Below are 25,631 nucleotides of genomic sequence, written 5' to 3' on the forward strand. Positions count from 1 at the left end.
GTGTCGGATTGCGGGGTGTCAGCCGCATGGATGCGGCTGCCAAGCCTACAAGGACGTACTTGCGGCGTCCCCGCAATCCGACACCGCCCCGCCAACTCACGGGTGGCCCGCTTTTGACGTTAACGTTGCTTCGGCGGGTGCAGGGCGCAGCCCTGCCAACCTTCCCCACTTGCGGTCAGCACGCGCGCCCACTAGCCTTCGGCCGTCGTTCACCACCCAAGGACCGCCCGTGACTCACCGCCATCTCCTGCTGGCCTCGGCTATCGCCGCCGCCACGCTGGCCCTGGTCGCCTGCAAGAAGGAACCTTCGCCCGGCACCGAGGCCGCCACCGCCAGCGCGCCCGCCGGCGAGACCGCCGACCAGTTCGTCGCCCGCATCAACGCCGAATTCAAGGCCGCCTACCCGGAGATGACCTCGGCACAGTGGCTGTCCTCCACCTACATCAACAGCGATTCCGAACGCATCGCCGCCAAGGCCAACGAGCGCTCGCTGACCCAGCTCAACAGCTGGATCGAACAGGCCGGCAAGTTCGAAGGCCAGCCGATGAGCGAGGACAGCAAGCGCGCCATCCACCTGCTCAAGCTGATGTCCTCGATGCCGGCGCCGCGTGATCCGGCCAAGCTGGCCCAGCTGACCCAGATCGCCACCCGCATGGAAGGCAGCTACGGCGCAGGCAAGTACTGCACCGATGCCAACGATCCCAACTCCTGCCGCCAGCTTGGCGAGCTGGAGCAGGTGCTGGCGCGCAGCCGCGACTACGACAAGCAGCTCGATGCCTGGCAGGGCTGGCACAGCACCACCAAGAGCATGCGCGGCGACTACCAGCAGTTCGTCAGCCTGGTCAACGAAGGCGCCAAGGGCATGGGCTTCACCGATGCCGGGCAGATGTGGCGCAGCGGCTACGACATGCCGCCGGAGCAGATCGGGCCGGAAACCGACCGCTTGTGGGAACAGGTCAAGCCGATGTACGAGCAGCTGCACTGCTACGCGCGCGGCAAGCTGGACAAAACCTACGGCAAGGACAAGGCCGAAGTGGGCAACGGCCTGATCGCCGCGCACCTGATGGGCAACATGTGGCAGCAGGACTGGTCCAACCTGTGGGACCAGCTGGAACCGTACCCGGGTGCCGGCAGCCTGGACATCACCGCGGCGCTGGAGAAGCAGTACCAGGCCAACCTGAGCGCGGCGCTGGCCAAGGCCGGCAAGGATGCCAACGTCGCTGCGCAGTACAAGGCGCAGCGCGAGGCCGAACTGCGCACCGCCAAGCAGATGACCGAACGCGCGCAGGACTTCTACGTGTCGCTGGGCATGCCCTCGCTGCCGCAGTCGTACTGGGAACGCACCCAGTTCATCAAGCCCGATGACCGCGACGTGGTCTGCCACGCCAGTGCCTGGGACATGAACATGGAAGGCGACGTGCGCACCAAGATGTGCATCAAGCCGAACGAAGAGAACTTCACCACCATCTACCACGAGCTGGGCCACCTGTATTACGACCTGGCCTACAACCCGCTGCCGCCGCTGTTCCAGGGCGGTGCCAACGATGGCTTCCACGAAGCGATCGGCGACACCATCGTGCTGGCGATGACGCCCAAGTACCTGAGCTCGATCGGCCTGGTGGACGCGCCGACCGAGAGCCGCGAGGCGGTCATCAACAACCAGATGCGCATGGCGCTGTCGGGCGTGTCGTTCCTGCCGTTCGGCCTGATGATCGACCGCTGGCGCTGGGGCGTGTTCGATGGTTCGATCACTCCGGACAACTACAACAAGGCGTGGTGGGACCTGAAGGCGAAGTACCAGGGCGTGGCGCCGGCCAGCACCCGTGGCGAGGAGTTCTTCGATCCGGGTGCGAAGTACCACGTGCCGGGCAACACCCCGTACACCCGCTACTTCCTGGCGCGCATCCTGCAGTTCCAGTTCTACAAGGGCCTGTGCGATGCGGCCGGCTTCAAGGGCCCGCTGCATGAGTGCACCTTCTACGGCAACAAGGAAGCCGGGCAGAAGTACTGGGCGATGCTGAGCAAGGGCGCCAGCCAGCCGTGGCAAGCTACGCTGAAGGAGCTGACCGGCAGTGACAAGCTCGATGCCGGCCCGATGATCGAGTACTTCAGCCCGGTCAACGACTGGCTGAAGCAGCAGAACCAGGGCCAGATGTGCGGCTGGCAGGCCAACGCGGCACCGGCGGCAAAATGAAAGAAGGGGCGGGTCCGCAAGGATCCGCCCCTTTCTGGCAGTGCCGGCCGCTGGCGGGCACTACCGCAGATGCAGGTCAGTTGTTCTTCTTCGCCGCCATCGCCGCGGCCAGCTCGGCCTTGTATTCCTCGAAGGTCTGGCCCTTCTCCTTGGCCTCGGCCTGCGCGGCATCGCGCAGCGCATCCGAATACACCAGGCGCACCGGCGTGCCCTTGCGCTCGTGCAGTTCACCGGCCTGCATGATCAGCGCCAGCACCTGCGCGGCACTCTCGCTGTGGCCGGCGATGCGGCCATCCATGCCCAGCACCCATTCGCCATCGCGGCGCACTACGCCGGCCAGCAGCGTGCGCTGCGCATCGCGCAATTCGGCATGCGGTTCTACCGGCGAGGCCTGCGCGGCAGCCTTGTTGGCAGCCTTTTCTTCCTGGCGGCGGCGCTGGTCGCGGCGGGTCTTGGAGGTGGTGGACATGGGGGGGGCGATATTGCTGCGAGGGGGCGCAAGGATAACGCACCCCGGCAGCGACGCCGTTTCACGGCGCATCGATCACTGGCCCGCGCTGCTCAATGGCCCGTGGCCACTGCCTGCACTGCGCGCTCGCGGCGGTGCTCCCAGTACCAGAATACGAAGCCGCCGGCAAAGAAGGCCGCCTGGCCCAGGGCCAGGTGCAGCGGGCTGCCGCTCAGCAGCGGCGACACCAGGCCGGCCACCACGGTGCTGATCATCAGCTGGATGAACGCCTGCAGCGAGGACGCCAGGCCGCGCTGGTGCGGGTACATGTCGAGCACGGCCAGCGCCAGGATCGGGAAGATCAGCGCCATGCCCATGCCGCCGAGGAAGATCGGCAGCACCGCCCACGGCAGCACGAACTGCGGCGCCAGGCTCACGTAGCCCACGTTGAGCAGCACCGACAGCGCGCACAGGGTGAAGCCGATGCCGATCTGGCGGGTGGGCGTGGTGCGCCCGGCCATGCGCCCGGACAGGAACGAACCGGTGGTCATGCCGCCGATGGTGGGAATGAACAACCAGGCGAAGCCACCTTCGCCCAGGTGCAGGTGCTGCATCACGAACACCGGCGCCGAGGCGATGTACAGGAAGATGCCGCCGAAGTTGATGCTGCCGGCCAGGGCCAGGCGCAGGAAACGCGGGTTGAAACCGATGCGCACGTAGTCACGCAGCAGGCCACGCGGGGACAGCGGCACGCGTGCCGCCACCGGGTGGGTTTCCGGCATGAAACGGGCGGTGCAGACCAGCAGCAGCAGCGAGAACACCACCAGGAACCAGAAGATCAGCGGCCAGCCGGCGCCACTGAGCAGGATCCAGCCACCGATGATCGGCGCGATGGCCGGGGCGATGCCGAACAGCATCGACACCTGGCTCATCAGCCGCTGCGCATCGTGGCCGTGGTAGAGATCGCGGATGACCGCGCGGCCGACGATCATGCCGACGCCGGCCGACAGGCCCTGCAGCGCGCGGAACACCAGCAGCGTGCCCAGGTCGGTGGACAGCGCGCAGCCGACCGAGGCGCCGATGAACACCACCAGGCCGCCAAGGATCACCCGCTTGCGGCCCCAGGCATCGGACAACGGCCCGTGCGCCAGGCTCATCAGCGCATAGAACAGCAGGTAGACGCTGATGGTCTGCTGCACGGCCACTTCGTCGACCGCCAGGCGCTGGGCCAGCTGCGGGAAGGCCGGGAAGATGGTGTCGATCGAGAACGGGCCGAACATGGCCAGGCCTGCAAGCAGCAGGGCCATGCGTCGGGTGGAAGGGGCAACAGCGGGGGTCATCGGCAAAGCGTCCGGCTGGGCCATGCGCGGCACGCACGGCGGGCGCCGATCCCCTGCAGAAGGGACGGCGCCAGATGAATACGAGAGTCCGGCCATGATAGGCCCGGATTGCGGCCGATGCCATCGACCGCTGCACAAAACGCATGGCCGGGCCATCGGCCATTCAGGCCGGCAGGCACCCTACCCCCGACCCGGGCCCGTGTTCAGCCGCAGCAACCGGCTATGGCAACCCGTATAATGGGCGGGCAACATGGTGGGAGAAGCGGAACACCGCTGCCGAAGGCGCAACGCCCGTAATCGCTCAGGCCCGATACCACCCGTAACAGAACTCTGGAGAGACCGGTTCGATCCGGCGCCGAAGGGGCACGAAGCTGCGGCCAGCCGCGCTTCCAAACTCTCAGGCAAAAGGACAGAGGGGCGCCCCGCAGACCGCCAGCCGGCGGCTTGTGCACGTGCGTGCGCCCTTTCCTGACGGATCCTTCGCCATGTCCCAGAACACCCCTTCCCTGCGTGAGCTCGAGCATCATTCCGCGTTCGTCGAGCGGCACATCGGCCCCAACGATGCCGAGATCGCGCAGATGCTCGACGTCGTCGGCCACGCCACGCTGGATGCGATGACCGATGCCATCGTGCCGGCCAGGATCAAGTCGCCGGCACCGCTGGCACTCCCGGAATCGATGACCGAAGTGCAGGCGCTGGCGAAGATCCGTGCCATTGCCGACAAGAACACCGTGCTGCGCAGCTTCATCGGCCAGGGCTACTACGGCACCCACACGCCGAACGTGATCCTGCGCAACATCCTGGAAAACCCGGCCTGGTACACCGCCTACACCCCGTACCAGGCGGAAATCTCGCAGGGCCGCATGGAAGCACTGATCAACTTCCAGACCCTGTGCGCCGACCTGACCGGCATGGAGATCGCCAACGCCTCGCTGCTGGACGAAGCCACCGCCGCCGCCGAAGCGATGACCCTGGCCAAGCGTTCGGCCAAGTCGAAGTCGGACACCTTCTTCGTGCACGACGCCGTGCACCCGCAGACGCTGGAACTGCTGCGCACGCGTGCCGAGCCGATGGGCATCGTGCTGCGCGTGGGCACCCCGGCCGAAGCACTGGAGGCGGAGGCCTTCGGCCTGCTGCTGCAGTACCCGGACACCTTCGGCCAGGTCGGCGACTACAAGGCGCTGGTCGATGCCGTGCATGCACGCGGCGGCCTGGTGGCCGTGGCCACCGACCTGCTGGCCCTGACCCTGCTGGCCGCCCCCGGCGAATGGGGCGCGGACATCGTGGTCGGCAACAGCCAGCGTTTCGGCGTGCCGTTCGGTTTCGGCGGCCCGCACGCCGCGTTCATGGCCTGCCGTGATGCCTACAAGCGCTCGATGCCGGGCCGCCTGATCGGTGTCTCCATCGATGCCGAAGGCAAGCCGGCCTACCGCCTGACCCTGCAGACCCGCGAGCAGCACATCCGCCGCGAGAAGGCGACCTCCAACATCTGCACCGCGCAGGTGCTGCTGGCGGTGATGGCCTCGATGTACGCCGTCTACCACGGCCCGGAAGGCCTGGCCCGCATTGCCCGTCGCACCCACCGCCTGGCCTCGATCCTGGCCGCGTCGCTGCGCAGCGCCGGCGTGCAGGTCGGTGGCGACTTCTTCGACACCCTGCACATCACCGGCGTGCATGCCGATGAGATCCACGCCAAGGCCCGCGCCGCCGGTTACAACCTGCGCGCGATCGACAGCGACTCGGTCGGCATCAGCCTGGACGAGACCGCGACCCGCGCCGACATCGTCGCCCTGGCCGCCGTGTTCGGTGCGCAGGCCGATGTGGATGCACTGGATGCCAGCACCGCCGACGAACTGCCGGCTGCCCTGCTGCGCCAGTCCGCGTTCCTGACCCATCCGGTGTTCAACACCCACCACAGCGAGCACGAGCTGCTGCGCTATCTGCGTTCGCTGGCCGACAAGGACCTGGCGATGGACCGCACGATGATCCCGCTGGGCTCGTGCACCATGAAGCTCAACGCGACCGCCGAGATGATCCCGGTGACCTGGCCGGAGTTCTCGCAGATCCATCCGCTGGTGCCGGCCGACCAGGCACTGGGCTACAAGGAACTGATCGAGACGCTGGAGGCGATGCTGGTCGAGTGCACCGGCTACGACGCGGTCAGCCTGCAGCCGAACTCCGGTGCGCAGGGTGAGTACGCCGGCCTGCTGGCGATCCGCGCCTACCACCGCTCGCGCGGTGAGGACCACCGTGACATCTGCCTGATTCCGGATTCGGCGCACGGCACCAACCCGGCCTCGGCACAGATGTGTGGCATGAAGGTCGTGGTGACCAAGACCGATGCCAACGGCAACGTCGATGTCGAAGACATCCGCGTCAACGCCGAGAAGTACAGCGACCGCCTGGCCGCGATCATGATCACCTACCCGTCCACGCACGGCGTGTTCGAGGAGGAAGTGGTCGAGATCTGCGAGATCATCCACCAGCACGGCGGCCAGGTGTACACCGACGGCGCCAACATGAACGCCCTGGTCGGCGTGGCCAAGCCGGGCAAGTGGGGTTCGGACGTTTCCCATCTGAACCTGCACAAGACCTTCTGCATCCCGCACGGCGGCGGCGGCCCGGGCGTCGGCCCGTGCGCGGTTAAGGAACACCTGGCCCCGTTCCTGCCGGGCAAGCTGGGTGACAACGGCCCGGTCGGCATGGTCAGCGCGGCCAGCTTCGGCAGCGCCTCGATCCTGCCGATCAGCTGGATGTACATCGCCATGATGGGCAGCGAAGGCCTGCGCAAGGCCACCCAGGTGGCCCAGCTCAACGCCAACTACATCGCCAGGCGCCTGGCCCCGCACTTCAAGACCCTGTACACCGGCCGCAACGGCCTGGTGGCGCACGAGTGCATCCTCGACGTGCGTCCGCTGGAGAAGACCAGCGGCATCGGCGCCGAAGACGTGGCCAAGCGCCTGATCGACTTCGGCTTCCATGCCCCGACCCTGAGCTTCCCGGTGGCCGGCACGCTGATGGTCGAGCCGACCGAGAGCGAATCGCTGCACGAGCTGGACCGCTTCATCGACGCGATGATCCAGATCCGCGAGGAAATCCGCGCGATCGAAGACGGCCGCCTGGACCGCGAGGACAACCCGCTGAAGAACGCCCCGCACACCGCGACGGCAGTGACCGCCAGCGAGTGGACCCACGCCTACCCGCGTGAGCTGGCCGCCTTCCCGCTGCCCAGCCTGAAGCTGCAGAAGTACTGGCCGCCGGTGGCCCGCGTCGACAACGTGTACGGCGACAAGAACGTGATGTGCGCCTGCATCCCGGTCGATGCCTACAAGGACGACGAAGTCGAGGCGTAAGCGCTCGACGCACCGGTAAACGGAACGGCCCGCGCAAGCGGGCCGTTTTCGTTGTGCCTCACGGGTCCGGCATCTGCCCCAGGCTCAACTGCCACGACACGCCGTAGCGGTCCTGCACCCAGCCGTAGCGGTTGCTGAAATCGTAGTCACCCACCGGCATCAGCCAGTGCCCGCCCTCGCCCAGCACGCGTGCCGCGCGCTCGAACTGCTCGCTGCCGGCGCATTCGACGAACAGCGAGATCGACGGACTGAAGGTGAAGTCGTGCACGTCCAGGCTGTCGAAGCACAGGTAGTGCGTGCCCCCCAGCAGGAAGATGGCCTGGCGCACCTGCCCGGGCACGCCGGCGCCGGCACCTTCAGGGTGGTGCTGCAGGGCCAGCAGGCGGAAATCGGCGAAGGCGTCGGCGTACAGGGCCATGGCGGCCTCGGCCTGGCCGGTGAACATCAGGAACGGGCGACTGCGCAGCATGCGGTACTCCTGTTCGACAGGCCGGTGACGGTCCACGCGATCAGGATGGCACGGCGGATGTATGCCTTCTGTAGAGCCGAGCCATGCTCGGCTGGCGGCCGCAGCCTCTGTAGAGCCGAGCCCATGCTCGGCTGGTGGCCGCAGCCTCTGTAGAGCCGAGCCCATGCTCGGCTGACGGCCGCAGCCTCTGTAGAGCCGAGCCCATGCTCGGCTGGCGGCCGCAGCCTCTGTAGAGCCGAGCCCATGCTCGGCTGGCGGCCGCAGCCTCTGTAGAGCCGAGCCCATGCTCGGCTCTACAGAGGCAAAGCAACAGCAGCCGACCATAGGGTCGGCTCTACAAAGGCAAAGCAACGGCAGCCGACCATCGGGTCGGCTCTACAAAGGCAAAGCAACGGCATCCGACCATCGGGTCAGCGCTACAGGATCAGGCTTCGCGCATGCGCCGGGCGATGGCGCTGCCGGCGGCGATGACGGCGGTCAGCGCCACCATCGACAGGAACTGCAGGCGCGTATGCGCTTCGCTCAGCAGCAGGCCGAAGATCAGCGCCAGGATGCCCAGCGCGCACACCGTCAGCCACGGGAAGCCGGCCATGCGGAACGGCAGGCGGGTGCCCAGGCGGTCGGCCCGGCGGCGCAGCACCAGCTGCGAGACCAGCGACAGCGTCCACACCAGCAGGCAGGTGGAACCAACGATGTTCAGCAGCACCGGCAGCACCTTGTCCGGGAACAGCAGCTCCATGATGGTGGCGGCGAACCCGAACAGTACGCTGGCCAGCACGGCAATGACCGGCACCTGGCGCGGGTCGGTCCAGCCCAGCACGGCCGGTGCCTCACGGCGCTGCGCCAGCGAATAGATCATGCGCGAGGCGCCGTAGAGGTTGGCATTGAGCGCCGACAGCAGTGCGATCACCGCGATCACGGTGATGGCCGTGGCCGCGCCCGGAATGTTGGCGACCGCGAGCACGGCGGCAAACGGCGACTTCAGCGATTCACTGGTCCACGGCACCACCGCGATGATCACGCTGAGCGAGCCGATGTAGAACACCAGGATGCGCCAGGCCACGGTGCGGATGGCACGGGCGATGCTGCGCTCGGGGTCTTCGGTCTCGGCCGCGGCCACCGCCACGATCTCGGTGCCGCCGAAGGCGAATACCACCACCAGCAGGGCCGCGCCGATGCCGGCCAGACCCTTGGGCGCGAAGCCGCCGTGCTGGGTGAAGTTGCTCAGCCCCGGCGAGGCCACCTGCGGCAGCCAGCCCATCAGCAGGGCGATGCCGATGGCGATGAAGGCCAGGATGGCGGCCACCTTGAAGATGGCGAACCAGAATTCGAACTCGCCGAAATTCTTCACCCCGAGCAGGTTGATCGCGGTGAAGAACAGCATGAAGGCCAGCGCCGCCATCGGCACCGGTATCACCGGCCAGACCGTGGCCAGCAGGCCGGCCGCACCCACCGCCTCGGCGGCGATGACGATGACCAGTTGCACCCACCACAGCCAGCCCACGGTGGCACCGGCCGTGGCGCCCATGGCGTCGGCCGCGTACACCGAGAACGCGCCGCTGGTGGGCTTGGCCGCTGCCATTTCGCCCAGGGCGTTCATCACGATGATCACCAGCGCGCCAGCGACGAGATAGGACACCAGTACGGCCGGACCGGCCGCCTGCACGCCCACGCCGGAACCGAGGAACAGGCCGGCGCCGATCGCGCTGCCCAGGCCCATCATGATCAGCTGGCGCGGCTTCAGCGAATGGCCGAGGCGGGAAGACGAGGCAGGCGTAACGGGGCTGGCGGGCATCGGCGGGACTGGCGGCGGCTACAGGGGCGTCACCTTACATTGTCCCCCACCCACGGGGATAGGCACAGTGCAGCAGACCGCTCAGGGCAGCATGGCTTCGCCGACAGCGCCACCGACATTCTCTCCGATACGCGCCCGATAGGCCCGCGGCGAGAAACCGGTTTCAGCCTTGAACTTGCGGGTGAACGCGCTCTGGTCGCTGAAACCGCAGGCCTGGCCGATGCAGGCGATGCTGTCGTCGCCGTGCAGCAGGTGCATGGCCATCTGGATGCGCAGCCGGGTCAGCACCTGCTGCGGGGTCATCTGGAACACCTTGCGGAAGCTGCGCTCCAGTTTGGACAGCGAGAACCCGGTGATGTCCAGCAGGGTCTGCATGCGCACGTTTTCGGCGTAGTGCGCATTGAGGTGGGCCAAGGCCAGGCGCAGCTGCTCGTACTGGCTGCCCAGGCTGTCCTTCTGGCCCAGGTCGCGGGAGATGCCGATCAGCCCCTGGATGCTGCCATCCACCAGCAGCGGCCGCTTGCAGGTCAGGCACCAGCCCGGTTCGCGGTTGGCGAACAGGTGCAGCTCCATCAGGTTCTCGATCACCTCGCCGGACAGCACGCGCGCGTCCTGGTCCACGTAGTCCGCGCTCAGGCCGGTCGGGTAGATCTCGGCAGCGGTACGGCCGATGACATCCTTGCGCGCACGCAGGCCCAGCCGCCGCAGCATGGTCTGGTTGACGTGGGTGTAGCGGCCCTGGCGGTCCTTCATGAAGAACAGCACGTCCGGGATGGCGTCGAACAGGGCTTCGATGTCGGTGGGTTCGACTCGCATGTGGCAAGCATACCCGAGCCCGGTTTTGCCTGTACGTTCACCCCGACCCAACCAGGCGTTAACAGGCGACAAAGGATTGTCACTGCTTTCCCCCTGCAACTGCGGAGACATCCCGATGGCCGCCAGCAAGCCCACCAGCAAGCGCGCACCTTCCCCCAGCATTGACCAGCACCGCGGCGAGGGTGACGAACTGCACCAGCTTGCCGGCGGCAGCCACCCGGCGCTGACCACCAACCAGGGCATCCCGGTAGCCGACAACCAGAATTCGCTGCGCGAGGGCCCGCGCGGTCCTACCCTGCTGGAGGATTTCATCCTCCGCGAGAAGATCACCCACTTCGACCATGAGCGCATTCCCGAACGCATCGTGCATGCGCGCGGCAGCGCCGCCCATGGCTACTTCGAACTGACCCGTTCGCTGGCGAAGTACACCCGCGCGCGCGTGCTGACCGAGGTCGGCACGAAGACGCCGGTGTTCACCCGCTTTTCCACCGTGGCCGGTGGCGCCGGTTCGGTCGACACCCCGCGCGACGTGCGTGGCTTCGCGGTCAAGTTCTACACGCCGGAAGGCAACTGGGACCTGGTCGGCAACAACATCCCGGTGTTCTTCATCCAGGATGCGATGAAGTTCCCTGACCTCGTGCATGCGGTGAAGATGGAGCCGGACCGCGCGTTCCCGCAGGCGGCCAGCGCGCATGACACGTTCTGGGATTTCATTTCGCTGATGCCCGAATCGATGCACATGATCATGTGGGCGATGAGCGACCGTGGCATTCCACGTTCGCTGCGCATGATCGAAGGCTTCGGCGTGCACAGCTTCCGCCTGTTGAACGAGGCCGGCGAGTCCACCTTCGTCAAGTTCCACTGGCGACCGAAGCTGGGCATCCAGTCCACCGTGTGGGACGAAGCGCTGAAACTGCAGGCGGCCGACAACGATTTCCATCGGCGCGACCTGTTCGAGGCGATCCAGCGCGGCGATTTCCCCGAATGGGAACTGGCCGTGCAGCTGTTCACCGAAGAAGAGGCCGACGCGTTCCCGTTCGATCACCTCGACCCGACCAAGATCATCCCCGAGTCGTTGGTGCCGCTGACGGTGATCGGGCGGATGGTGCTGGACCGCTGGCCGGACAATTTCTTTGCCGAAACCGAGCAGGTCGCGTTCTGCCCCGCCAACGTGCCGCCCGGCATCGACTTCAGCAACGACCCGCTGCTGCAGGGCCGACTGTTCTCGTACCTGGACACGCAGCTGATCCGCCTGGGCGGGCCCAACTTCCACCAGATTCCGGTGAATGCGCCGAAGTGCCCGTTCGCCAACCACCAGCGCGATGGCCACATGCAGATGCAGGTGCCGAAGGGGCGCGTGGCCTACGATCCGAGCTCGCTGGAAGACGACAGCCCGCGCGAAACCTTGGCCGGCTTCCGCAGCCATGCAACTGCCGACGACGGACGCAAGGGACGCACGCGTGCGGCGAGCTTCGCCGACCACTACAGCCAGGCGCGTGCGTTCTTCCGCAGTCTGGAAAAGCCGGAGCAGGCGCACCTCGCCTCGGCGCTGGTGTTCGAGCTCTCGAAAGTGGAAACGCTGAAGGTGCGCGTGCGTACCGTCAGCCACCTGCGCAACATCGACGAATCGCTGGCCAAGCGCGTGGCCGACGGACTGGCTTTGGGCGACCTGCCCGACGCTGCGCCGACCGCAACGCCCGCCCAGGACATGCCAGCCGTTCCCGAGGTGCGCATCATCGGCCGTACGAAAGACACGCTGCAGGGGCGCTGCATCGGCATCCTGTTCGACGAGGGCTCCGATGCGGGGCTGATCGCCGGCCTGCGCAAGGCCGCGCAGAAAGCCGGTGCCGAGGTGAAGCTGGTGGCGCCGAAAGTGGGCGGTGCCACGCTCAGCGACGGTAAGCGCCAAGCCGCCGATGGCCAGCTGGCCGGCACACCCTCGGCCGTGTTCGACGCCGTGGCCGTGGTGCTCAGTGCAGAGGGCGCCAAGGGGCTGACCAAGGAAGCCGCCGCCGTCGAGTTCGTCAGCCATGCGTGGGCGCACCTGAAAGCCATCGCCAGCGATGCCGGCGGCCAGGCGCTGCTGAAGGCAGCGCGCGTGGGCAACGACGCCGGCACCGTCGAAGCGGAAGACGCCCAGGCCTTCCTCGCTGCGGCGGCCACCCGCCAGTGGGCGCGCGAACCAAAGCTGCGCCTGCTGGCCTGACCGTCCCTCACAGGAGAAGCGACATGCCCCGCGGTGACAAATCCGCCTACACCGAGAAGCAGAGGCGCCAGGCCGAGCACATCGAAGAAAGCGAACGCGAGCGTGGCACCAGTGAAAGCACCGCCGAACGCATCGCCTGGGCCACCGTCAACAAGCAGGATGGCGGTGGCAAGCGCAGCGGCAGCGCGCGCAAGGTGGCCAAGAAGGCGCCAGCGAAGAAAGCCGCTGCCAAAAAGACGGCTACGAAGAAGGCGGCTACAAAGAAGTCGGGCACGAAAAAGTCTGCTGCAACGAAATCGGCTACCAAAAAGTCACCTGCCAAGAAGTCAACCGCAAAAAAGGCTTCCGCAAAAAGGGCTCCCGCCTCGCCGGCGGCAAAGAAAACCGCGGCGAAGAAGGCCCCGGCGACCAAGGCAACCGCCTCAAGCCGCAGCGCCGCCGCCAAGAAGGCGGCGGCAACCCGGGCACGGAAGACAGCGGCACGCAAGACGGCAGCGAAAAAGGCTGCGCGAACGCGCTCCAAAGATTGATCATCACCGAGGCAACCCCGCCCGCACCTGCAGCGTCAGGTGCGGGGATCTGGGCGTCACCGCCTGCATTGGCAGGGAGCACGCAGGGCGGTCCGCGCACGCTGCTGCGCCCACAAGAAGAACAGGACCGCGCTGCTGCCGCCCAGCAGGCGCGCCGCGAAAAGGGGGCCGCGCGGTAGAGTCGAGCTTGCTCGGCTGCTTCTGCCACAAGCAGTCGAGCAAGCTCGACTCTACCGGCGCAGCGCTCAGGCCGCGCGCGCCACCGCGGCGCGGGGTGCGCCGTCCTGCTCGATCTGGAACACCGACACCGACGTACTCAGCGCGTTGGCCTGCTCTTCCAGCGCGCGGCTGGCCGCGGTCGCCTCTTCCACCAGAGCCGCGTTCTGCTGGGTCACCTGGTCCATCTGCACCACCACCTGGTTGACCTGCTCGATGCCCGCCGCCTGTTCCTTGCTGGCCGCAGCGATGTCGCTCATCAGCTGGTTGGTGCGCGAGCTGGCGTGGGCCAGGCGGGCGATCGCCGCCTCGGACTGCACGGTCACGGCCAGCCCGCTCTGCACCTTGGCGGCGGCATCCTCGATCAGCTCCTTGATCTCCTTTGCGGCCACACCGGCGCGCTGCGCCAAGGTGCGCACTTCACTGGCGACCACGGCAAAACCACGGCCCTGCTCGCCGGCACGTGCCGCTTCGACGGCGGCGTTCAGCGCCAGGATGTTGGTCTGGAACGCGATGCCATCGATCACCGTGGAGATCTCCGAAATGCGCGCCGACGACTGGTCGATCTCGCCCATGACCGTTGCCATCTGCGCCATGGCCTGCTCGGTTTCGCGCACGGCCGCACCGGCCGCATGTGCTTCGCTGTCGGCCTGGCGGGCCAGGTCCGCGTTCTGGCGCACGGTGGAGGTCAGCTCTTCCATCGATGCGGCCGCTTCTTCCAGGTTGGCGGCCTGCTGTTCGGTACGGCGCGAGAGGTCGCTGTTGCCGGCGGCCAGTTCCTGCGCGGCGTTGTTGATGCTGTCGGCCGCCACCTGGATGCCACGGACGATGCCGGTCAGCTGCGCGGTGGTGGTGTTGGCATCGTCGCGCATGCGGGCGAAGACGCCCTCGTAGTCACCGTCCATGCGTGCGGTCAGGTTGCCGTGCGAGATCGCGCGCAGCACGTCGGAGACATCGGCAATGCTGGCCTGCGAGCTGGCCATCATCGCGTTGAGGTGTTCGATCATCGCGCGGTACTGGAACTGGAACGCCTCGGCATCGCCGCGCACGCTGAAATCACCCGCGCCGGCGGCCCGGGCCAGCGTGTCGATCTGGGCGCTGATCGCCATCAGGCTCTGCTTGACCGCGGCCAGGGTGCGGGTGAACGCGCCCTTCTCGCCCGGATACTGCGGCAGGTCGCGGCTGAGATCGCCGATCGCGTAGCGCTGCATGACTTCGGCCATCAGCAGTTCCACCTGCACGTGCGATTCCACCAGGCTGTTGGTGGCCTGCACCATGCGGCCGAAATCGCCGGGGAAGGCGCTGGCATCCATGCGGTAGCCGATGGCACCGGCCTCGTGCTGCTCGGCCATCCGCAGCTGCGCGCAGATGGCGGCCTGCACGCTCTGCCGCACGCTGCCCATGGCCTCGCCCAGCTGGGTCAGTTCATCGCTACCACCCAGGTGGAAGGACTGGTCCAGTTCGCCCTTGGTGAGCCGCTGTGCCAGCTGCACTGCACGCGCCAGCGGGCCGGTCAGGCTGCGGCCGATCATCACCGAGGCGGCGATGCCGACCAGCAGCGCTACGCCGCCCAGCACCAGCAGCTGCAGCAGGCTGCGCTCGCCGAGGCGGATCGCTTCGGCGGCCGCCTCGCGGCTTTCCTTCTCTTCGAAGGCCACGCCATCGGCCAGCGCCTTGTTCCAGCCGTTGGCCGCCTCCTGCACCGGGCCCAGGGTCAGCGCGATGGCGCCGGGAAAATCGCCCTGCGCCATCAGTTCACTGGTCTGCTTGTTGAGCGGGCGCGCAACCGCACGCATGGCCGCGATGGCCTCGCCCATCGCCTTGCCATCGGCATCGCCGGGCAGTGCCTGGTAGGCGGCCCAGCTGGTTTCGTAGCGCTTGACCAGGTCGGCGATGCGCTGCTCGTCGGCCTCGCGCGCGTCACCCTGGCGGATCAGCATCTCGCGGCGCACGACCATCATCTGGTTGTTGGCGTCAAGCATTTCCGACAGCAGCCGCACCTTGGCCACGCTGACCTCGACCACCTGCTGCATCGCGCGCTTCTGCACGGCAGTGGCGGTGGCGCCGGTGGTGACCACGGCAGCCACCAGCAGCAGCAGAAGGCCAAAGCCAAGGCCAAGACGCCAGGCGACCCTGACATTCCTCAAGTAGTTCATGGGGGGAAATCCAAACGTGGAGGGGATGCGCCCTTATCGGCGCACCGCTCGCTGGCCTTGACCGTTCAAGCATGAACGCTTCGGTGGCGGTTCACATTCTTCGTTCAGCCAGCGACCTCGTGCGGCTGCAGTGGGCAGGCGCTGGCCAGGCGCGTGGCCAGATCCTGGCGCAGGGCGCTGAGCGCGGCGATGCGGGCATCGATGTCGGCGAGCTTTTCCTGGAGCGCGGCCGCCAGCAACGGGCCGGCATCGGCCTGCTCCCACAGCCGGGGCAGGCGCTGGCCGATCTCGGCCAGGGTGAAGCCAAGCTGCTGGGCGGTGCGGATGTAGTGCACCAGCATCGCCGTTTCATCGGGGTAATCGCGGTAGCCATTGGCCAGGCGCCGCGCGCCGATCAGGCCCTGCTTCTCGTAGAAACGCAACGCCTCGCGCGAGAGGCCGCAGGCCTGGGCCAGCTCTCCAATCTGCATGGGCGGGTCCAGAAAGTGCTTGACCTTGAAGTTTACTTCAACCCTGACAGTACGCCCTCTTTCCCCCTGTTGAAGGCGTCCATGCTCACCTCCCGCTACCTCCGCATCGTCCGCGCCAGTGCGTTCTACGACCTGGTGGTCACCCTGCCCTTCGCCCTGCCTTGGACCTTCGCACCGCTGCATGCGGCCATGGCTGCGCTGGCCCAGGCCTGGCAGCTGCCCGGCCAGGTGCCCGCGCTGGACCCGCTGCACATGCTGCTGGCCAACCTGCTCGGCTCGGTGGTGGTGATGTGGTCGCTGGCCCGCGTGCTTGCCTCCAGCGCGCTGCTGGGCCGGCTCGATGCCGCCGCGCGCTGGCTTTTCGCGCTGTGGCAGGTGTATGCGGTGCTGCACGGTGCCAGTGCGATCCTGCTGCTGTTCACCGTGGCCGAGATCGGCTTCGGCGTGCTGCAGAGCTGGCGCATCGAGGATCACCCCACGCGTTGAGCGCTCATCTGCCGCTCAGCAACACGCTGGTGTTTTCACGCGGGCTGGTCGCAGGGTGCAGGCATGGTGGGGGCTCGTTCTGCAGGAGCTTCCCATGGTTTCACCCCGCGTTGCCGTGCTTGCGCTGTCGCTGCTGGTTTCCCCTGCATTCGCGCAGGCCCCGCCGGCCAACCTGCCCGCGCCCATCGCCGAACGCGCGGGACCGGACATCGCCGCACGCTCGCCATTGCACGCGCAGGTCCTGCTGGACCGCGCCAATTTCTCGCCCGGCCAGATCGATGGCGAAGTGGGCAGCAACCAGCGCCGCGCGGTGTCCGGCTTCCAGGCCGCACACGGGTTGACCGTCACCGGTGAACTGGACGATGCCACCTGGAAGGCACTGCAGGCCGATGCCAATGCGCCGCTTGCCAGCTACACGCTGACTGCCGAGGACGTGGCCGGTCCGTTCCAGCCGGTGCCGAAGGGCCCCGCCGCCCAGGCAAAGCTGAAGGCACTGGGCTACGGCAGCGTAGAGGAAGCCTTGGGCGAGCGCTTCCACGCCTCGCCCGAACTGCTGAAGGCGCTCAACCCCGGCGTTGACCTAGGCAAGGCTGGCAGCCGCATCCAGGTGCCGAACATCGCCCCGACACCACTGCCGAAGGCGGCCAAGGTGGTGGTCGACAAATCCGATTCCACCCTGCAGCTGCTTGATGCAGCGGGCAAGGTCATCGCGCAGGTGCCGGTGTCGTCGGGCAGCCAGCACGATCCGCTGCCGATCGGTGAATGGAAGATCCTTGGGGTGTCGCGCGACCCGACGTTCCACTACAACCCGAAGCTGTTCTGGGATGCGCGCAAGGGTGAGAAGAAGGCCACGCTGCCGCCGGGCCCGAACAATCCCGTGGGCCGGGTCTGGATCGACCTGTCCAAGCCGCATTACGGCCTGCACGGCACGCCCGAACCCGGCCATGTGGGCAAGACCGAATCACATGGCTGCGTGCGCATGACCAACTGGGATGCGCTGCGCGTGGCCGATGCGGTGGATACCTCGGTACCCGTCGTGATGCAGGAGTGAGGCGATGCGTCTTTCGCAGCTGATCGTACTGGGCGTGCTGCTCGGGCTGGGTGCCGGCTGGTGGCTGCGCCGCGATGCGGGTGAGCCGGTGGCGGTTGCCCGGCCCGCAGCTCAACCTGCGGTGGCCGCGGTGGCCGCGGCGCCGCCGGCTGCGGCTTCAACGCCGCACGCGGACGCCCCGGTTCCCACGACCGTGCCCCCGTCCAGCGCCAGCGATGCGCCAACCGGCCTGCTGCTGCCGGTGCAGGGCATCCAGGCCTCGCAGCTGCGCGACACCTTCACCGATGCACGCAGCGAGGGCCGCGTGCACGATGCCATCGACATCATGGCCGACGCCGGCACGCCGGTGCTGGCGGTGGCCGATGGCACGGTGGAAAAACTGTTCGACAGCGAGCGCGGCGGGCTGACGATCTACCAGTTCGAGCCCAGCGGCCGCTGGTGCTACTACTACGCCCACCTGCAGCGCTATGCCGATGGCCTGGCCGAAAAGCAGGTCATCAAGCGTGGTGAGGTGATCGGCTATGTCGGCAGCACCGGCAATGCCAGCGCCGATGCCCCGCACCTGCATTTCGAGGTGCATGTGCTGGGGCCGGAAAAGCAGTGGTGGAAGGGCGAATCGATCAACCCGTTTCCGTTGCTGCAGGCGGGGCGCTGACGCGTCGGCACCCGTTTCGCTCAGAGGCCTGAGGCAACACGCACCGCATCACAGGCCTTGATCAGGTCCTCCACCAGGCGGCCGCTGACATCGAGTTGGCCCTCGTACTCGGCGATGTTGCGCTGCTGGTGGCACTTGTCGAGCACTTGTCGAGCACGCGCCATACTTCCGGACCCACGCCCAGCGTGTGCTTGAGCGACTGGAACACGATGTACCGATTGCTGGGCCGCAACCCCTGCGCACGAAGCGCGGCCAGGCTCAGGGCGTGCGCGGCGTTGTAGGCAAGGTCGAAGCGGCTTTCCAACGACAGCGTGGCATTGCGTGCGTCACGCAGCCGCGCAAGGCCCGAGCGCTGCAGCCCTTCGATCTCGTGCGGATCGGGCGGTTCGGCGGTAAGCGGTTTACCCGCCCCGACCAGATTCTGCAACGGCGAGGTCATCCATTCCTCCAATCACCCAGATCTTGGGTTGTTCCAGGACACGCTGCAGAAAGGCATTACCTTTGCGCAGGCGCTCGTTCAATTCGTCATGCGTGTACAGCGTTGGGTTCACCGGCCGTCCGAGGCGATCCTCCAAGGGATCGAGCACGGCCATCAACTCAGCATAGCCCAGCGTATCGGAGACCAGCAGCAGATCGATGTCGCTGTGCGCGCTGTCGGTGCGCTTGGCCACCGAACCGAAGACGAAGGCCAGTGCAATCTGATCCTGCAGCGGTTGCAGCGCCTCGCGCAGCGGCTGCGCCAGGCCGATGGTCTTGTGCACCAGCGCCACCAGTTCGGCATGGATGGGAGAGCCGGCAAACGCGCGATAGCGCTTCTGGTTGCCGACCCTGCGTTGCTCGACCAGGCCGCTTGCGACCAGCTTGGCCACTTCGCGTTGCACGGCACCAGAGCCGACACCGCTGCCGCTGATCAGCTCGGAAATACTGAAGTCACGACGATCCTGCCCGAACAGCAGGGCCAGCACCCGCTGCTGGGTCTGGGTGAACAGCGCGTCGGCCAGCCCGATGGGGCCGGTGGAAGACACATTGGCAGCTCGAATACCCATATTGGGCATTATCGTACCCATATTGGGCATTTTGCAAGTGGCCTGCCCCGCCGGGGATGGCCCGGCGCTAGCGTGCCCGGCGACGGCGTTGCCACCCCCGCAGGGCGATGCTGGCCGTCGCCAGTCCGCCACCCGCGATCAGCAGCAGCAGCGCCACCGGCTGCCAGAAGAAGAACGGCCACAGCCACAGGTAGTCCAGGTCGGTCAGCTTCAGCACGTCCATCGGCGGCAGCAGGTCCACCGAGGCCGCACGGCCGGCCAGCGCCGGATCGACCTCCAGCACGGTCAGCCGCAGCGAGGAACGGCCGCGCGGCAGTGCATCACCGCGGCCATAGCCGAAGTACGAGGCGGCGAACCGGTCCCGCTCGACCGATTCCAGTGCGCGGGTGGTTTCCAGTTCGGGTGCGCCCGAGCGTGTCTTCGCGCGGAACTCGGTACGGTCAGTCGGCGTATCCGCGCGCAGCCGCACTTCCGGATCGATCGCAGGATCGGCGCCCTCATCCACATAACGCAGGCGCAATCGCAGCGGGTCGTTGATGAAGCGGTAGACCGTGATTTCGGCCGTCGCACCCGGCTGCAGCATTAGCGGCAGGCTCTGCGTGCGCGAGGCCAGGTAATTGGCGAGCGCGCCCAGCACCAGCACGATGCAGGCCAGCGTCCACAGGGTCCACAGCAGCCACAGGGTTACCCGTGCGACCGTCTCGCCCTTCATGCCGAAGTCTCCGTCATCGCTGCGCGTCCCTGCCGGCTGTGCCGCCACAGTACCGAAAACGAAAAAGCCCCGCTTGCGCGGGGCTTTTCCTGTCACCTACGCCGGGCATGGCCCGGCGCTACCAGTGCGCTTCCGGGCTTGGCCCGGCGCTACCTCAGGCGAACGGATCCTGCAGGACCATGGTGTGGTCGCGGTCCGGGCCGGTGGACACGATGCTGATCGGGCAACCGGCCAGCTCTTCCAGCGAACGCAGGTAGGCGCGTGCGGCCGGCGGCAGCTCGTCCCAGTTCGTGATGCCGTGGGTGTTCTCGCTCCAGCCCGGGAACTCCAGGTACACCGGGGTGCAGTCTTCCCAGCCCTGCGCGTCCAGCGGCGCGTACTCGGTGCGCTTGCCGTTGTATTCGTAGGCGATGCAGACCTTCAGCTTTTCCATGCCGTCCAGCACGTCCAGCTTGGTGATGCACAGGCCGCTGATGCCGTTGATGGCCACGGCGCGCTTCAGCGCGACGATGTCCATCCAGCCGCAGCGGCGCGGGCGACCGGTGGAAGCACCGTATTCGGCGCCGCGGTCGCGGATGCCCTGGCCGATTTCATCGTCCAGCTCGGTCGGGAACGGGCCGCCGCCGACGCGGGTCGCGTAGGCCTTGGCGATGCCCAGCACGTAGTCGATCGAATCGGCGCCGACGCCGGAACCGGCCAGCGCGCCACCGACGGTGGTGTTGGAGCTGGTGACATACGGGTAGGTGCCGTGGTCGATGTCGAGCAGGGCGCCCTGCGCGCCTTCGAACAGCACGCGCTTACCCTGCTTGCGCAGGTCGTGCAGGATGCCGGCCACGTCGGACTTCATCGGCTGCACGTATTCGCCGAAGGCCAGTGCTTCGTCGAAGGTCTTCTGGAAATCGACCGCATCGGTGTTCAGATACTTGGTCAGCACGAAGTTGTGGTAGTCCAGCGCGGTGCGCAGCAGCTCTTCCAGCTGCTTGGGGTAATGCAGGTCGGCGATGCGGATACCGCGACGCGCCACCTTGTCTTCGTAGGCCGGGCCGATGCCGCGACCGGTGGTGCCGATCGCCTTGCCGCCGGCAGCGCGTTCGCGCGCCTGGTCCAGGGCGATGTGGTACGGCATGATCAGCGGCGCGGCCGGGGAGATCTTCAGGCGCGAACGCACTTCGACGCCGGAGGTTTCCAGCTCGGCGATTTCCTTCTGCAGCGCGGCCGGCGAGATGACCACGCCGTTGCCGATCAGGCACAGCGCGTCATCACGCAGGATGCCCGACGGGATCAGGTGCAGGACGGTCTTCTTGCCATTGATGACCAGGGTGTGGCCGGCATTGTGGCCGCCCTGGAAGCGCACCACGGCGCCGATTTCCTCGGTGAGCAGATCGACGATCTTGCCCTTGCCTTCATCGCCCCACTGGGCACCCAACACTACGACAGACTGACCCATGACGGGCTCCTCGATTTGTTGCGGCCATCGGGGCCGCGGACGGGTAAACCGTGGCGGGGCTGGCCAGCACCTGGATGGCGGCTCCAAACGGGGAGCGGCCGGCGATGGAAGGCCCAGACACGGAAAAAGCCGAACGGGGAGGCCCGTCCGGCTTTTGTGCATTATCCGGGTTTCCGGGGTCCGGTGCCACCTTTCCGACGGACGGCTTCACCGGCCGGTCAGGCCGGCGTCTCATGTAGAGCCGAGCCCATGCTCGGCTGCCTTCCCGCCGCTGCGCGGCGCCGCCCGAGCATGGGCTCGGACGCTACAGGGCGGGGTTCAGTGCCGAGCCCACCACAGCAGGCTCAGGCCGGCCAGCAGCACCAGGCCGCCGAAGCTGCGCAGGGCCGGGCTGGGCAGGTCCAGCAGGCGCTCCGCCATGCGCTTCCAGGCCAGCGGGGCGACAAACAGCAGCAGGCCTTCCAGCACGGCCACCAGGCAGATGGCCGCGAACAGATCTTTCATGCAGGGCACTCCGGAAAAAACACGGGGCCCGGCATCTTGCCGGGCCCCGTGGGATCTTGCCGAACGACTCAGCGGTCGTTCTTGAGGTACTGCAGGAACGGGTCGTTCTTGTCCAGGACGATCACGCCGTTGCCGTCGGTCATGGAGCCACGGTAGGCCTCCAGGCTGCGGTAGAACGCATAGAACGACGGGTCGGCGGAGCCGGCCTTGCCGTAGATGCGGGCCGCATCGGCATCGCCTTCACCGCGCAGGCGCTGGGCATCGCGCTCGGCTTCGGCGATCAGCACGGTGCTGTCACGGTCTGCCTGGGCACGGATGGTCAGCGACTGCTCCTCGCCCTCGGCGCGCAGCTTGGCGGCTTCCTGCTTGCGCTGTGCGCGCATGCGCTCGTACACGTCGTTGATCACCTGGCTGTCGGTGGGCAGGTCGACCTGCTTGATGCGCAGGTCGATCATCTGCATGCCCAGCCCAGACACCGCTTCGTTGATGTCCTTCAGCTGCGCGGCGATCAGCTCGCTGCGGTCGCCGGACACCAGCTGCTGCAGGGTGCGCGAGTTGATCTGGTTGCGCAGCGAATCGGTGATGATCGGCTGCAGGCGGGCATTGGCCACGCGCGGGTCACCACCGGTGGCACGGAAGTAGTCGCCCACGTTGGAGATGTAACCCACGGCGAAGAAGTCGACGCTGACGTCCTTCTGCTCGGCGGTGAAGTAACGCGCCGGTGCCGTGTCCAGCACCTGGAAGCGGCGGTCGAACACGCGCACGGTTTCCACCACCGGCACCTTGAAGTGCAGGCCCGGCTTGATGTCCGAACGCACCACCTTGCCCAGGTTCAGGACCATGGCGGTCTGGTCCTCACGGACCACGTAAACCGAACCCAGCAGGGCCAGCAGGGCCGCCACGACGACGGCAATCCAGATAGAACTTCTCATCGGCTGCCCTCCTCACGGCCGCTCGGACGCCCGGTCGGGCGGGCCACCGGCCGGCCCGGATCACGGGAAACTTCGGTTGCGGTACCCGGCAGCGACGGCATCACCACATCCGGATTCGGCACCGGGGCCGGGGCCGAGGCGCCCGGACGGGTGTCGCCGGTCATCGGCACGTAGATCAGCTGGCGACCATCACCACCGATCACCTTGCGGTTCTCGCTCAGCACCTGCTGGACGGTTTCCAGCCACAGGCGCTTGCGGGTCACTTCCGGGGCGTCCTTGTACTGGGCCTGCAGCAGGCTGAAGCGCTGTGCGTCACCCTCGGCCTTGGACACCACGGCCTGCTTGTAGCCTTCGGCGGTGGTACGGGCACGCGAGGCCTGGCCTCGGGCTTCCGGCACGACCTTGGCGGCGTAGGCCTGGGCTTCGTTGATCAGACGTTCCTTGACCTGCTGGGCACCGTTGACCTCGTCGAAGGCCGGCTTGACCTCCTCCGGCGGACGGGCGTCCTGCAGGGTCAGGCCGGTCACGGTCAGGCCGGTCTTGAAGGCACCCAGCAGCGTCTGCAGACGCTCCTCGGCGGCAACGGCCAGCGGGCCACGGTTGTTCAGCACCGAATTGAGGTCGGCGCGACCGACTTCCTCGCGCACCGCGCTCTGCGCGGACTGTTCCAGCACCTGGTCGGCATCGACGGTACCGAACAGGTACTGCTGCGGATCATCGATGCGGTACTGCACGTTGAGCGAGACGTTGACGATGTTCTCGTCGCGGGTCAGCACCGGCACCTGGATCGAGAAGGTCTTGATCTCGGTGGCATTGACCTTGGTGACCGATTCAATCGGCCACGGCAGCTTGAAGTTCGGGCCCGGGGTCAGGATCCGCGAGAACTGGCCGAAGCGCAGCACGACGCCTCGTTGCTGTTCGCCAATCAGCTGGAAGCTGGAGAACAGCACCAGCAACACCACCGCCGCCGCCACCCAACGCAGGATGCCGCCATCGAACAGGTCCTTCAGCGGCCCGGGCAGACCGCCCCAGCCACCACCATTGCCACCGCCACGCGACCCGAACGGCCCGCGTCGATTGTCCTCGGGGCCTTGTCCGCCCTTGTTGCCGCCGGGTGTATTCCAGGCCATGCACGCTCCATCAATATGTGGGCTGCGGCGCGGGCCCTTCCCGCGGCGCCAGCCGTGAATCTTCACCGATCATACAAGATGGGGCGGACTGGCAGGTTTGAAAGGGCCACGACCGGGTAAGGTGGCGTTTTCCTCGAAGTCAGGCAGCGCCGATGGCCCCCACCACCCCGTTCACCGCCTTCCGGATCGAAAACGACGATGCCGGCTACCGCAGCGGCCTGGTCCAGCTGGGCGTGGGCGACCTCAGCCCTGGCCAGGTGCTGATCCGCGCCCACTGGTCCTCGGTCAACTACAAGGACGCTCTGGCCGGTACCGGCAAGGGCAAGATCCTGCGGCGCTTCCCGCTGGTCGGTGGCATCGACGTGGCCGGCACCGTGGTCGCCTCCAGCGATCCGGCCTGGCGCGAGGGCGACGCGGTGCTGGCCACCGGCTGCGGGCTCAGCGAGACCCGTGACGGCGGCTACAGCCAGTACGTGCGGTTGGAATCGCGCGCGGTCATCGCCCAGCCTGCCGGCCTGAGCCCGCGCGAAGCGATGGTGCTGGGCACGGCCGGCTTCACCGCCGCCTTGGCCTTGCTGCGCCTGCAGGACAACCGGTTGACCCCGGGACACGGCCCGCTGGCGGTGACCGGCGCCACCGGCGGGGTCGGCGCGCTGGCCGTGGACATCTTCAGCCGTGCCGGTTACGACGTGCATGCGATCAGCGGCAAGCCGGAGCAGGCCGCCTTCCTGCACGACATCGGCGCCGCCGAGGTGCTGCCGCGCGAAGCACTGGCCGATACCGCGCCGCTGCAGTCGGCGCGCTTCGGCGGCGGCCTCGACAATGCCGGTGGATCGATGCTGGCCAGCCTGCTGGCGCAGACCGTGCCCTATGGCAGCGTGGTCAGTGCCGGCCTGGCCGCCAGCCCGAAACTGGAGATGACGGTGATGCCGTACATCCTGCGTGGCGTGTCGCTGCTGGGCGTGTCCTCGGCCAGCGCACCGCGCGACCTGCGCGAAGCGGTGTGGGCGCGACTGGGCGGCGCGTGGAAGCCTCAGCACCTGGACCGCATCTGCACCGCCGAGGTCGGCCTGGCGGACCTGCCAGGTGTGTTCGAACGGATGCTGGCCGGTGGCTCGCTGGGCCGCACGGTGGTGCGGATCGACTGAACGTCGCAGGCAGGCGACGGACGGCAGCGGCCGTGTTCCCACCCGCAATGTGCCCGCACTACACTGCGGGCATGACACGGGGAACAACATGGCACGCATTCTGATCGTCGACGACTCACCGTCGCAGCTGTTGGGGATACAGCGCATCGTCGAGAAACTCGGGCACCAGATCCTGACCGCCACCGATGGCGCGGCCGGGGTGGAAACAGCCAAGGCCGAACTGCCCGACCTGGTGCTGATGGACGTGGTGATGCCCAACCTCAATGGTTTCCAGGCCACCCGCACGCTCGCCCGCGACCAGGCGACCCGGCATATTCCGGTGATCCTGGTGACCACCAAGGACCAGGACACCGACCGCATGTGGGGCATGCGCCAGGGCGCCAAGGCCTACATCACCAAGCCGTTCTCGGAAGACGAACTGTCCGAGGTGCTGGAGCGCGTGTTCGCCGGCCAGGGCTGAGACGAGTTTTGTAGAGTCGAGCCATGCTCGACTGCTGTTGGTTACGGCAGTCGAGCATGGCTCGACT

At 67.3% G+C, this 25,631-nt stretch carries 23 protein-coding genes and 1 riboswitch; of the genes, 9 read left to right on the forward strand and 14 right to left on the reverse strand.

Going from position 1 to position 25,631, the window contains the following annotated elements; genetic code table 11:
- Positions 1–229 precede the first annotated feature (229 nt).
- Positions 230–2,194 carry a M2 family metallopeptidase gene (locus tag DCO49_RS12480; protein WP_116864299.1) on the forward strand — a complete coding sequence of 655 codons (1,965 nt, stop codon included), beginning with the start codon at positions 230–232 and terminating at the stop codon, positions 2,192–2,194.
- 76 nt (positions 2,195–2,270) lie between these two features.
- Here the strand turns inward: DCO49_RS12480 and DCO49_RS12485 are convergent, their stop codons facing one another.
- Both DCO49_RS12485 and DCO49_RS12490 read right to left on the reverse strand, forming a co-directional pair.
- Positions 2,271–2,663 carry a hypothetical protein gene (locus DCO49_RS12485; RefSeq protein WP_079222768.1) on the reverse strand — a complete coding sequence of 131 codons (393 nt, stop codon included), beginning with the start codon at positions 2,661–2,663 and terminating at the stop codon, positions 2,271–2,273.
- A 92-nt stretch (positions 2,664–2,755) separates the two neighbouring features.
- Positions 2,756–3,982, reverse strand: coding sequence for a multidrug effflux MFS transporter (locus DCO49_RS12490; RefSeq protein ID WP_116864318.1), 1,227 nt, complete (start codon positions 3,980–3,982; stop codon positions 2,756–2,758).
- Positions 3,983–4,302: 320 nt separating this feature from the next.
- Positions 4,303–4,405: riboswitch (glycine riboswitch) on the forward strand.
- Positions 4,406–4,467: 62 nt separating this feature from the next.
- Between DCO49_RS12490 and gcvP the strand changes: the two genes are divergently transcribed.
- Entirely contained in the window at positions 4,468–7,335 is a 2,868-nt protein-coding gene (gene gcvP, locus DCO49_RS12495) for an aminomethyl-transferring glycine dehydrogenase (protein ID WP_116864300.1), read from the forward strand.
- Between the two features lie 58 nt (positions 7,336–7,393).
- Here the strand turns inward: gcvP and DCO49_RS12500 are convergent, their stop codons facing one another.
- The 3 genes from DCO49_RS12500 to DCO49_RS12510 all read right to left on the reverse strand — a co-directional run bounded on the left by DCO49_RS12500 (position 7,394) and on the right by DCO49_RS12510 (position 10,415).
- Positions 7,394–7,804 (reverse strand): VOC family protein, encoded by a 411-nt coding sequence (locus DCO49_RS12500; RefSeq protein ID WP_079222771.1) that lies wholly within the window; start codon positions 7,802–7,804, stop codon positions 7,394–7,396.
- 424 nt (positions 7,805–8,228) lie between these two features.
- The gene (locus DCO49_RS12505) at positions 8,229–9,599 is read right to left on the reverse strand and encodes an amino acid permease (RefSeq protein WP_116864301.1); all 1,371 of its coding nucleotides are present in this window, start codon (positions 9,597–9,599) and stop codon (positions 8,229–8,231) included.
- 81 nt (positions 9,600–9,680) lie between these two features.
- Complete coding sequence (locus DCO49_RS12510) at positions 9,681–10,415, reverse strand: AraC family transcriptional regulator (protein ID WP_116864302.1); 735 nt, start codon at positions 10,413–10,415, stop codon at positions 9,681–9,683.
- Positions 10,416–10,530: 115 nt separating this feature from the next.
- Here DCO49_RS12510 and DCO49_RS12515 point away from each other — a divergent pair, with 115 nt between their 5' ends.
- Both DCO49_RS12515 and DCO49_RS12520 read left to right on the forward strand, forming a co-directional pair.
- The gene (locus DCO49_RS12515; RefSeq protein ID WP_116864303.1) at positions 10,531–12,621 is read left to right on the forward strand and encodes a catalase; all 2,091 of its coding nucleotides are present in this window, start codon (positions 10,531–10,533) and stop codon (positions 12,619–12,621) included.
- A 23-nt stretch (positions 12,622–12,644) separates the two neighbouring features.
- Positions 12,645–13,151 (forward strand): hypothetical protein, encoded by a 507-nt coding sequence (locus DCO49_RS12520; protein WP_116864304.1) that lies wholly within the window; start codon positions 12,645–12,647, stop codon positions 13,149–13,151.
- Between the two features lie 245 nt (positions 13,152–13,396).
- Here DCO49_RS12520 and DCO49_RS12525 read toward each other — a convergent pair whose 3' ends face one another.
- Both DCO49_RS12525 and DCO49_RS12530 read right to left on the reverse strand, forming a co-directional pair.
- Positions 13,397–15,523 (reverse strand): methyl-accepting chemotaxis protein, encoded by a 2,127-nt coding sequence (locus DCO49_RS12525; RefSeq protein WP_116864305.1) that lies wholly within the window; start codon positions 15,521–15,523, stop codon positions 13,397–13,399.
- 104 nt (positions 15,524–15,627) lie between these two features.
- Positions 15,628–15,993, reverse strand: a complete 366-nt coding sequence (locus tag DCO49_RS12530) for a MerR family transcriptional regulator (protein ID WP_116864306.1) — start codon at positions 15,991–15,993, stop codon at positions 15,628–15,630.
- Positions 15,994–16,074: 81 nt separating this feature from the next.
- Between DCO49_RS12530 and DCO49_RS12535 the strand changes: the two genes are divergently transcribed.
- The 3 genes from DCO49_RS12535 to DCO49_RS12545 all read left to right on the forward strand — a co-directional run bounded on the left by DCO49_RS12535 (position 16,075) and on the right by DCO49_RS12545 (position 18,185).
- Positions 16,075–16,479, forward strand: a complete 405-nt coding sequence (locus tag DCO49_RS12535; RefSeq protein WP_116864307.1) for a hypothetical protein — start codon at positions 16,075–16,077, stop codon at positions 16,477–16,479.
- A gap of 94 nt (positions 16,480–16,573) precedes the next feature.
- A complete protein-coding gene (locus DCO49_RS12540) occupies positions 16,574–17,530 on the forward strand; it encodes a L,D-transpeptidase (RefSeq protein ID WP_116864308.1) in 957 nt (318 codons plus the stop codon).
- Positions 17,531–17,534: 4 nt separating this feature from the next.
- The gene (locus DCO49_RS12545; RefSeq protein WP_116864309.1) at positions 17,535–18,185 is read left to right on the forward strand and encodes a M23 family metallopeptidase; all 651 of its coding nucleotides are present in this window, start codon (positions 17,535–17,537) and stop codon (positions 18,183–18,185) included.
- 61 nt (positions 18,186–18,246) lie between these two features.
- On the opposite strand, the gene DCO49_RS12550 is transcribed toward DCO49_RS12545, so the two are convergent.
- The 7 genes from DCO49_RS12550 to hflK all read right to left on the reverse strand — a co-directional run bounded on the left by DCO49_RS12550 (position 18,247) and on the right by hflK (position 23,956).
- Positions 18,247–18,624 (reverse strand): hypothetical protein, encoded by a 378-nt coding sequence (locus DCO49_RS12550; RefSeq protein WP_243402733.1) that lies wholly within the window; start codon positions 18,622–18,624, stop codon positions 18,247–18,249.
- Positions 18,587–19,261, reverse strand: a complete 675-nt coding sequence (locus tag DCO49_RS12555) for a nucleotidyltransferase domain-containing protein (protein ID WP_243402734.1) — start codon at positions 19,259–19,261, stop codon at positions 18,587–18,589. Before DCO49_RS12555 ends, DCO49_RS12550 begins: the two co-directional genes overlap by 38 nt.
- A gap of 37 nt (positions 19,262–19,298) precedes the next feature.
- Positions 19,299–19,943: a hypothetical protein gene (locus tag DCO49_RS12560; RefSeq protein WP_116864311.1), complete on the reverse strand. Its 645-nt coding sequence runs from the start codon at positions 19,941–19,943 to the stop codon at positions 19,299–19,301.
- Between the two features lie 154 nt (positions 19,944–20,097).
- On the reverse strand, positions 20,098–21,390 hold the full coding sequence (locus DCO49_RS12565) for an adenylosuccinate synthase (RefSeq protein WP_116864312.1): 1,293 nt from the start codon (positions 21,388–21,390) through the stop codon (positions 20,098–20,100).
- Positions 21,391–21,708: 318 nt separating this feature from the next.
- Positions 21,709–21,894, reverse strand: a complete 186-nt coding sequence (locus tag DCO49_RS12570; RefSeq protein ID WP_116864313.1) for a DUF2065 family protein — start codon at positions 21,892–21,894, stop codon at positions 21,709–21,711.
- A 68-nt stretch (positions 21,895–21,962) separates the two neighbouring features.
- A complete protein-coding gene (locus DCO49_RS12575) occupies positions 21,963–22,826 on the reverse strand; it encodes a protease modulator HflC (RefSeq protein ID WP_116864314.1) in 864 nt (287 codons plus the stop codon).
- The gene (gene hflK / locus DCO49_RS12580) at positions 22,823–23,956 is read right to left on the reverse strand and encodes an FtsH protease activity modulator HflK (protein ID WP_116864315.1); all 1,134 of its coding nucleotides are present in this window, start codon (positions 23,954–23,956) and stop codon (positions 22,823–22,825) included. The genes DCO49_RS12575 and hflK overlap by 4 nt, the downstream gene beginning before the upstream one ends.
- Positions 23,957–24,108: 152 nt before the next feature.
- Here hflK and DCO49_RS12585 point away from each other — a divergent pair, with 152 nt between their 5' ends.
- Positions 24,109–25,104 carry a YhdH/YhfP family quinone oxidoreductase gene (locus tag DCO49_RS12585; RefSeq protein ID WP_116864316.1) on the forward strand — a complete coding sequence of 332 codons (996 nt, stop codon included), beginning with the start codon at positions 24,109–24,111 and terminating at the stop codon, positions 25,102–25,104.
- A gap of 88 nt (positions 25,105–25,192) precedes the next feature.
- Positions 25,193–25,564, forward strand: coding sequence for a twitching motility response regulator PilH (pilH, locus tag DCO49_RS12590; RefSeq protein ID WP_116864317.1), 372 nt, complete (start codon positions 25,193–25,195; stop codon positions 25,562–25,564).
- Positions 25,565–25,631 lie beyond the last annotated feature (67 nt).

The sequence above is a fragment of the Stenotrophomonas sp. SPM genome, from assembly GCF_003105135.1.
Classification (GTDB): domain Bacteria; phylum Pseudomonadota; class Gammaproteobacteria; order Xanthomonadales; family Xanthomonadaceae; genus Stenotrophomonas.

Coding starts and splice junctions, on each gene's coding strand:
- DCO49_RS12485 (WP_079222768.1), bottom strand. CDS start 2,663: ATGTCCACCACCTCCAAGACCCGCCGCGACCAGCGCCGCCGCCAGGAA.
- DCO49_RS12490 (WP_116864318.1), bottom strand. CDS start 3,982: ATGACCCCCGCTGTTGCCCCTTCCACCCGACGCATGGCCCTGCTGCTT.
- gcvP (WP_116864300.1), top strand. CDS start 4,468: ATGTCCCAGAACACCCCTTCCCTGCGTGAGCTCGAGCATCATTCCGCG.
- DCO49_RS12500 (WP_079222771.1), bottom strand. CDS start 7,804: ATGCTGCGCAGTCGCCCGTTCCTGATGTTCACCGGCCAGGCCGAGGCC.
- DCO49_RS12505 (WP_116864301.1), bottom strand. CDS start 9,599: ATGCCCGCCAGCCCCGTTACGCCTGCCTCGTCTTCCCGCCTCGGCCAT.
- DCO49_RS12510 (WP_116864302.1), bottom strand. CDS start 10,415: ATGCGAGTCGAACCCACCGACATCGAAGCCCTGTTCGACGCCATCCCG.
- DCO49_RS12515 (WP_116864303.1), top strand. CDS start 10,531: ATGGCCGCCAGCAAGCCCACCAGCAAGCGCGCACCTTCCCCCAGCATT.
- DCO49_RS12520 (WP_116864304.1), top strand. CDS start 12,645: ATGCCCCGCGGTGACAAATCCGCCTACACCGAGAAGCAGAGGCGCCAG.
- DCO49_RS12525 (WP_116864305.1), bottom strand. CDS start 15,523: ATGAACTACTTGAGGAATGTCAGGGTCGCCTGGCGTCTTGGCCTTGGC.
- DCO49_RS12530 (WP_116864306.1), bottom strand. CDS start 15,993: ATGCAGATTGGAGAGCTGGCCCAGGCCTGCGGCCTCTCGCGCGAGGCG.
- DCO49_RS12535 (WP_116864307.1), top strand. CDS start 16,075: ATGCTCACCTCCCGCTACCTCCGCATCGTCCGCGCCAGTGCGTTCTAC.
- DCO49_RS12540 (WP_116864308.1), top strand. CDS start 16,574: ATGGTTTCACCCCGCGTTGCCGTGCTTGCGCTGTCGCTGCTGGTTTCC.
- DCO49_RS12545 (WP_116864309.1), top strand. CDS start 17,535: ATGCGTCTTTCGCAGCTGATCGTACTGGGCGTGCTGCTCGGGCTGGGT.
- DCO49_RS12550 (WP_243402733.1), bottom strand. CDS start 18,624: ATGACCTCGCCGTTGCAGAATCTGGTCGGGGCGGGTAAACCGCTTACC.
- DCO49_RS12555 (WP_243402734.1), bottom strand. CDS start 19,261: ATGCCCAATATGGGTACGATAATGCCCAATATGGGTATTCGAGCTGCC.
- DCO49_RS12560 (WP_116864311.1), bottom strand. CDS start 19,943: ATGAAGGGCGAGACGGTCGCACGGGTAACCCTGTGGCTGCTGTGGACC.
- DCO49_RS12565 (WP_116864312.1), bottom strand. CDS start 21,390: ATGGGTCAGTCTGTCGTAGTGTTGGGTGCCCAGTGGGGCGATGAAGGC.
- DCO49_RS12570 (WP_116864313.1), bottom strand. CDS start 21,894: ATGAAAGATCTGTTCGCGGCCATCTGCCTGGTGGCCGTGCTGGAAGGC.
- DCO49_RS12575 (WP_116864314.1), bottom strand. CDS start 22,826: ATGAGAAGTTCTATCTGGATTGCCGTCGTCGTGGCGGCCCTGCTGGCC.
- hflK (WP_116864315.1), bottom strand. CDS start 23,956: ATGGCCTGGAATACACCCGGCGGCAACAAGGGCGGACAAGGCCCCGAG.
- DCO49_RS12585 (WP_116864316.1), top strand. CDS start 24,109: ATGGCCCCCACCACCCCGTTCACCGCCTTCCGGATCGAAAACGACGAT.
- pilH (WP_116864317.1), top strand. CDS start 25,193: ATGGCACGCATTCTGATCGTCGACGACTCACCGTCGCAGCTGTTGGGG.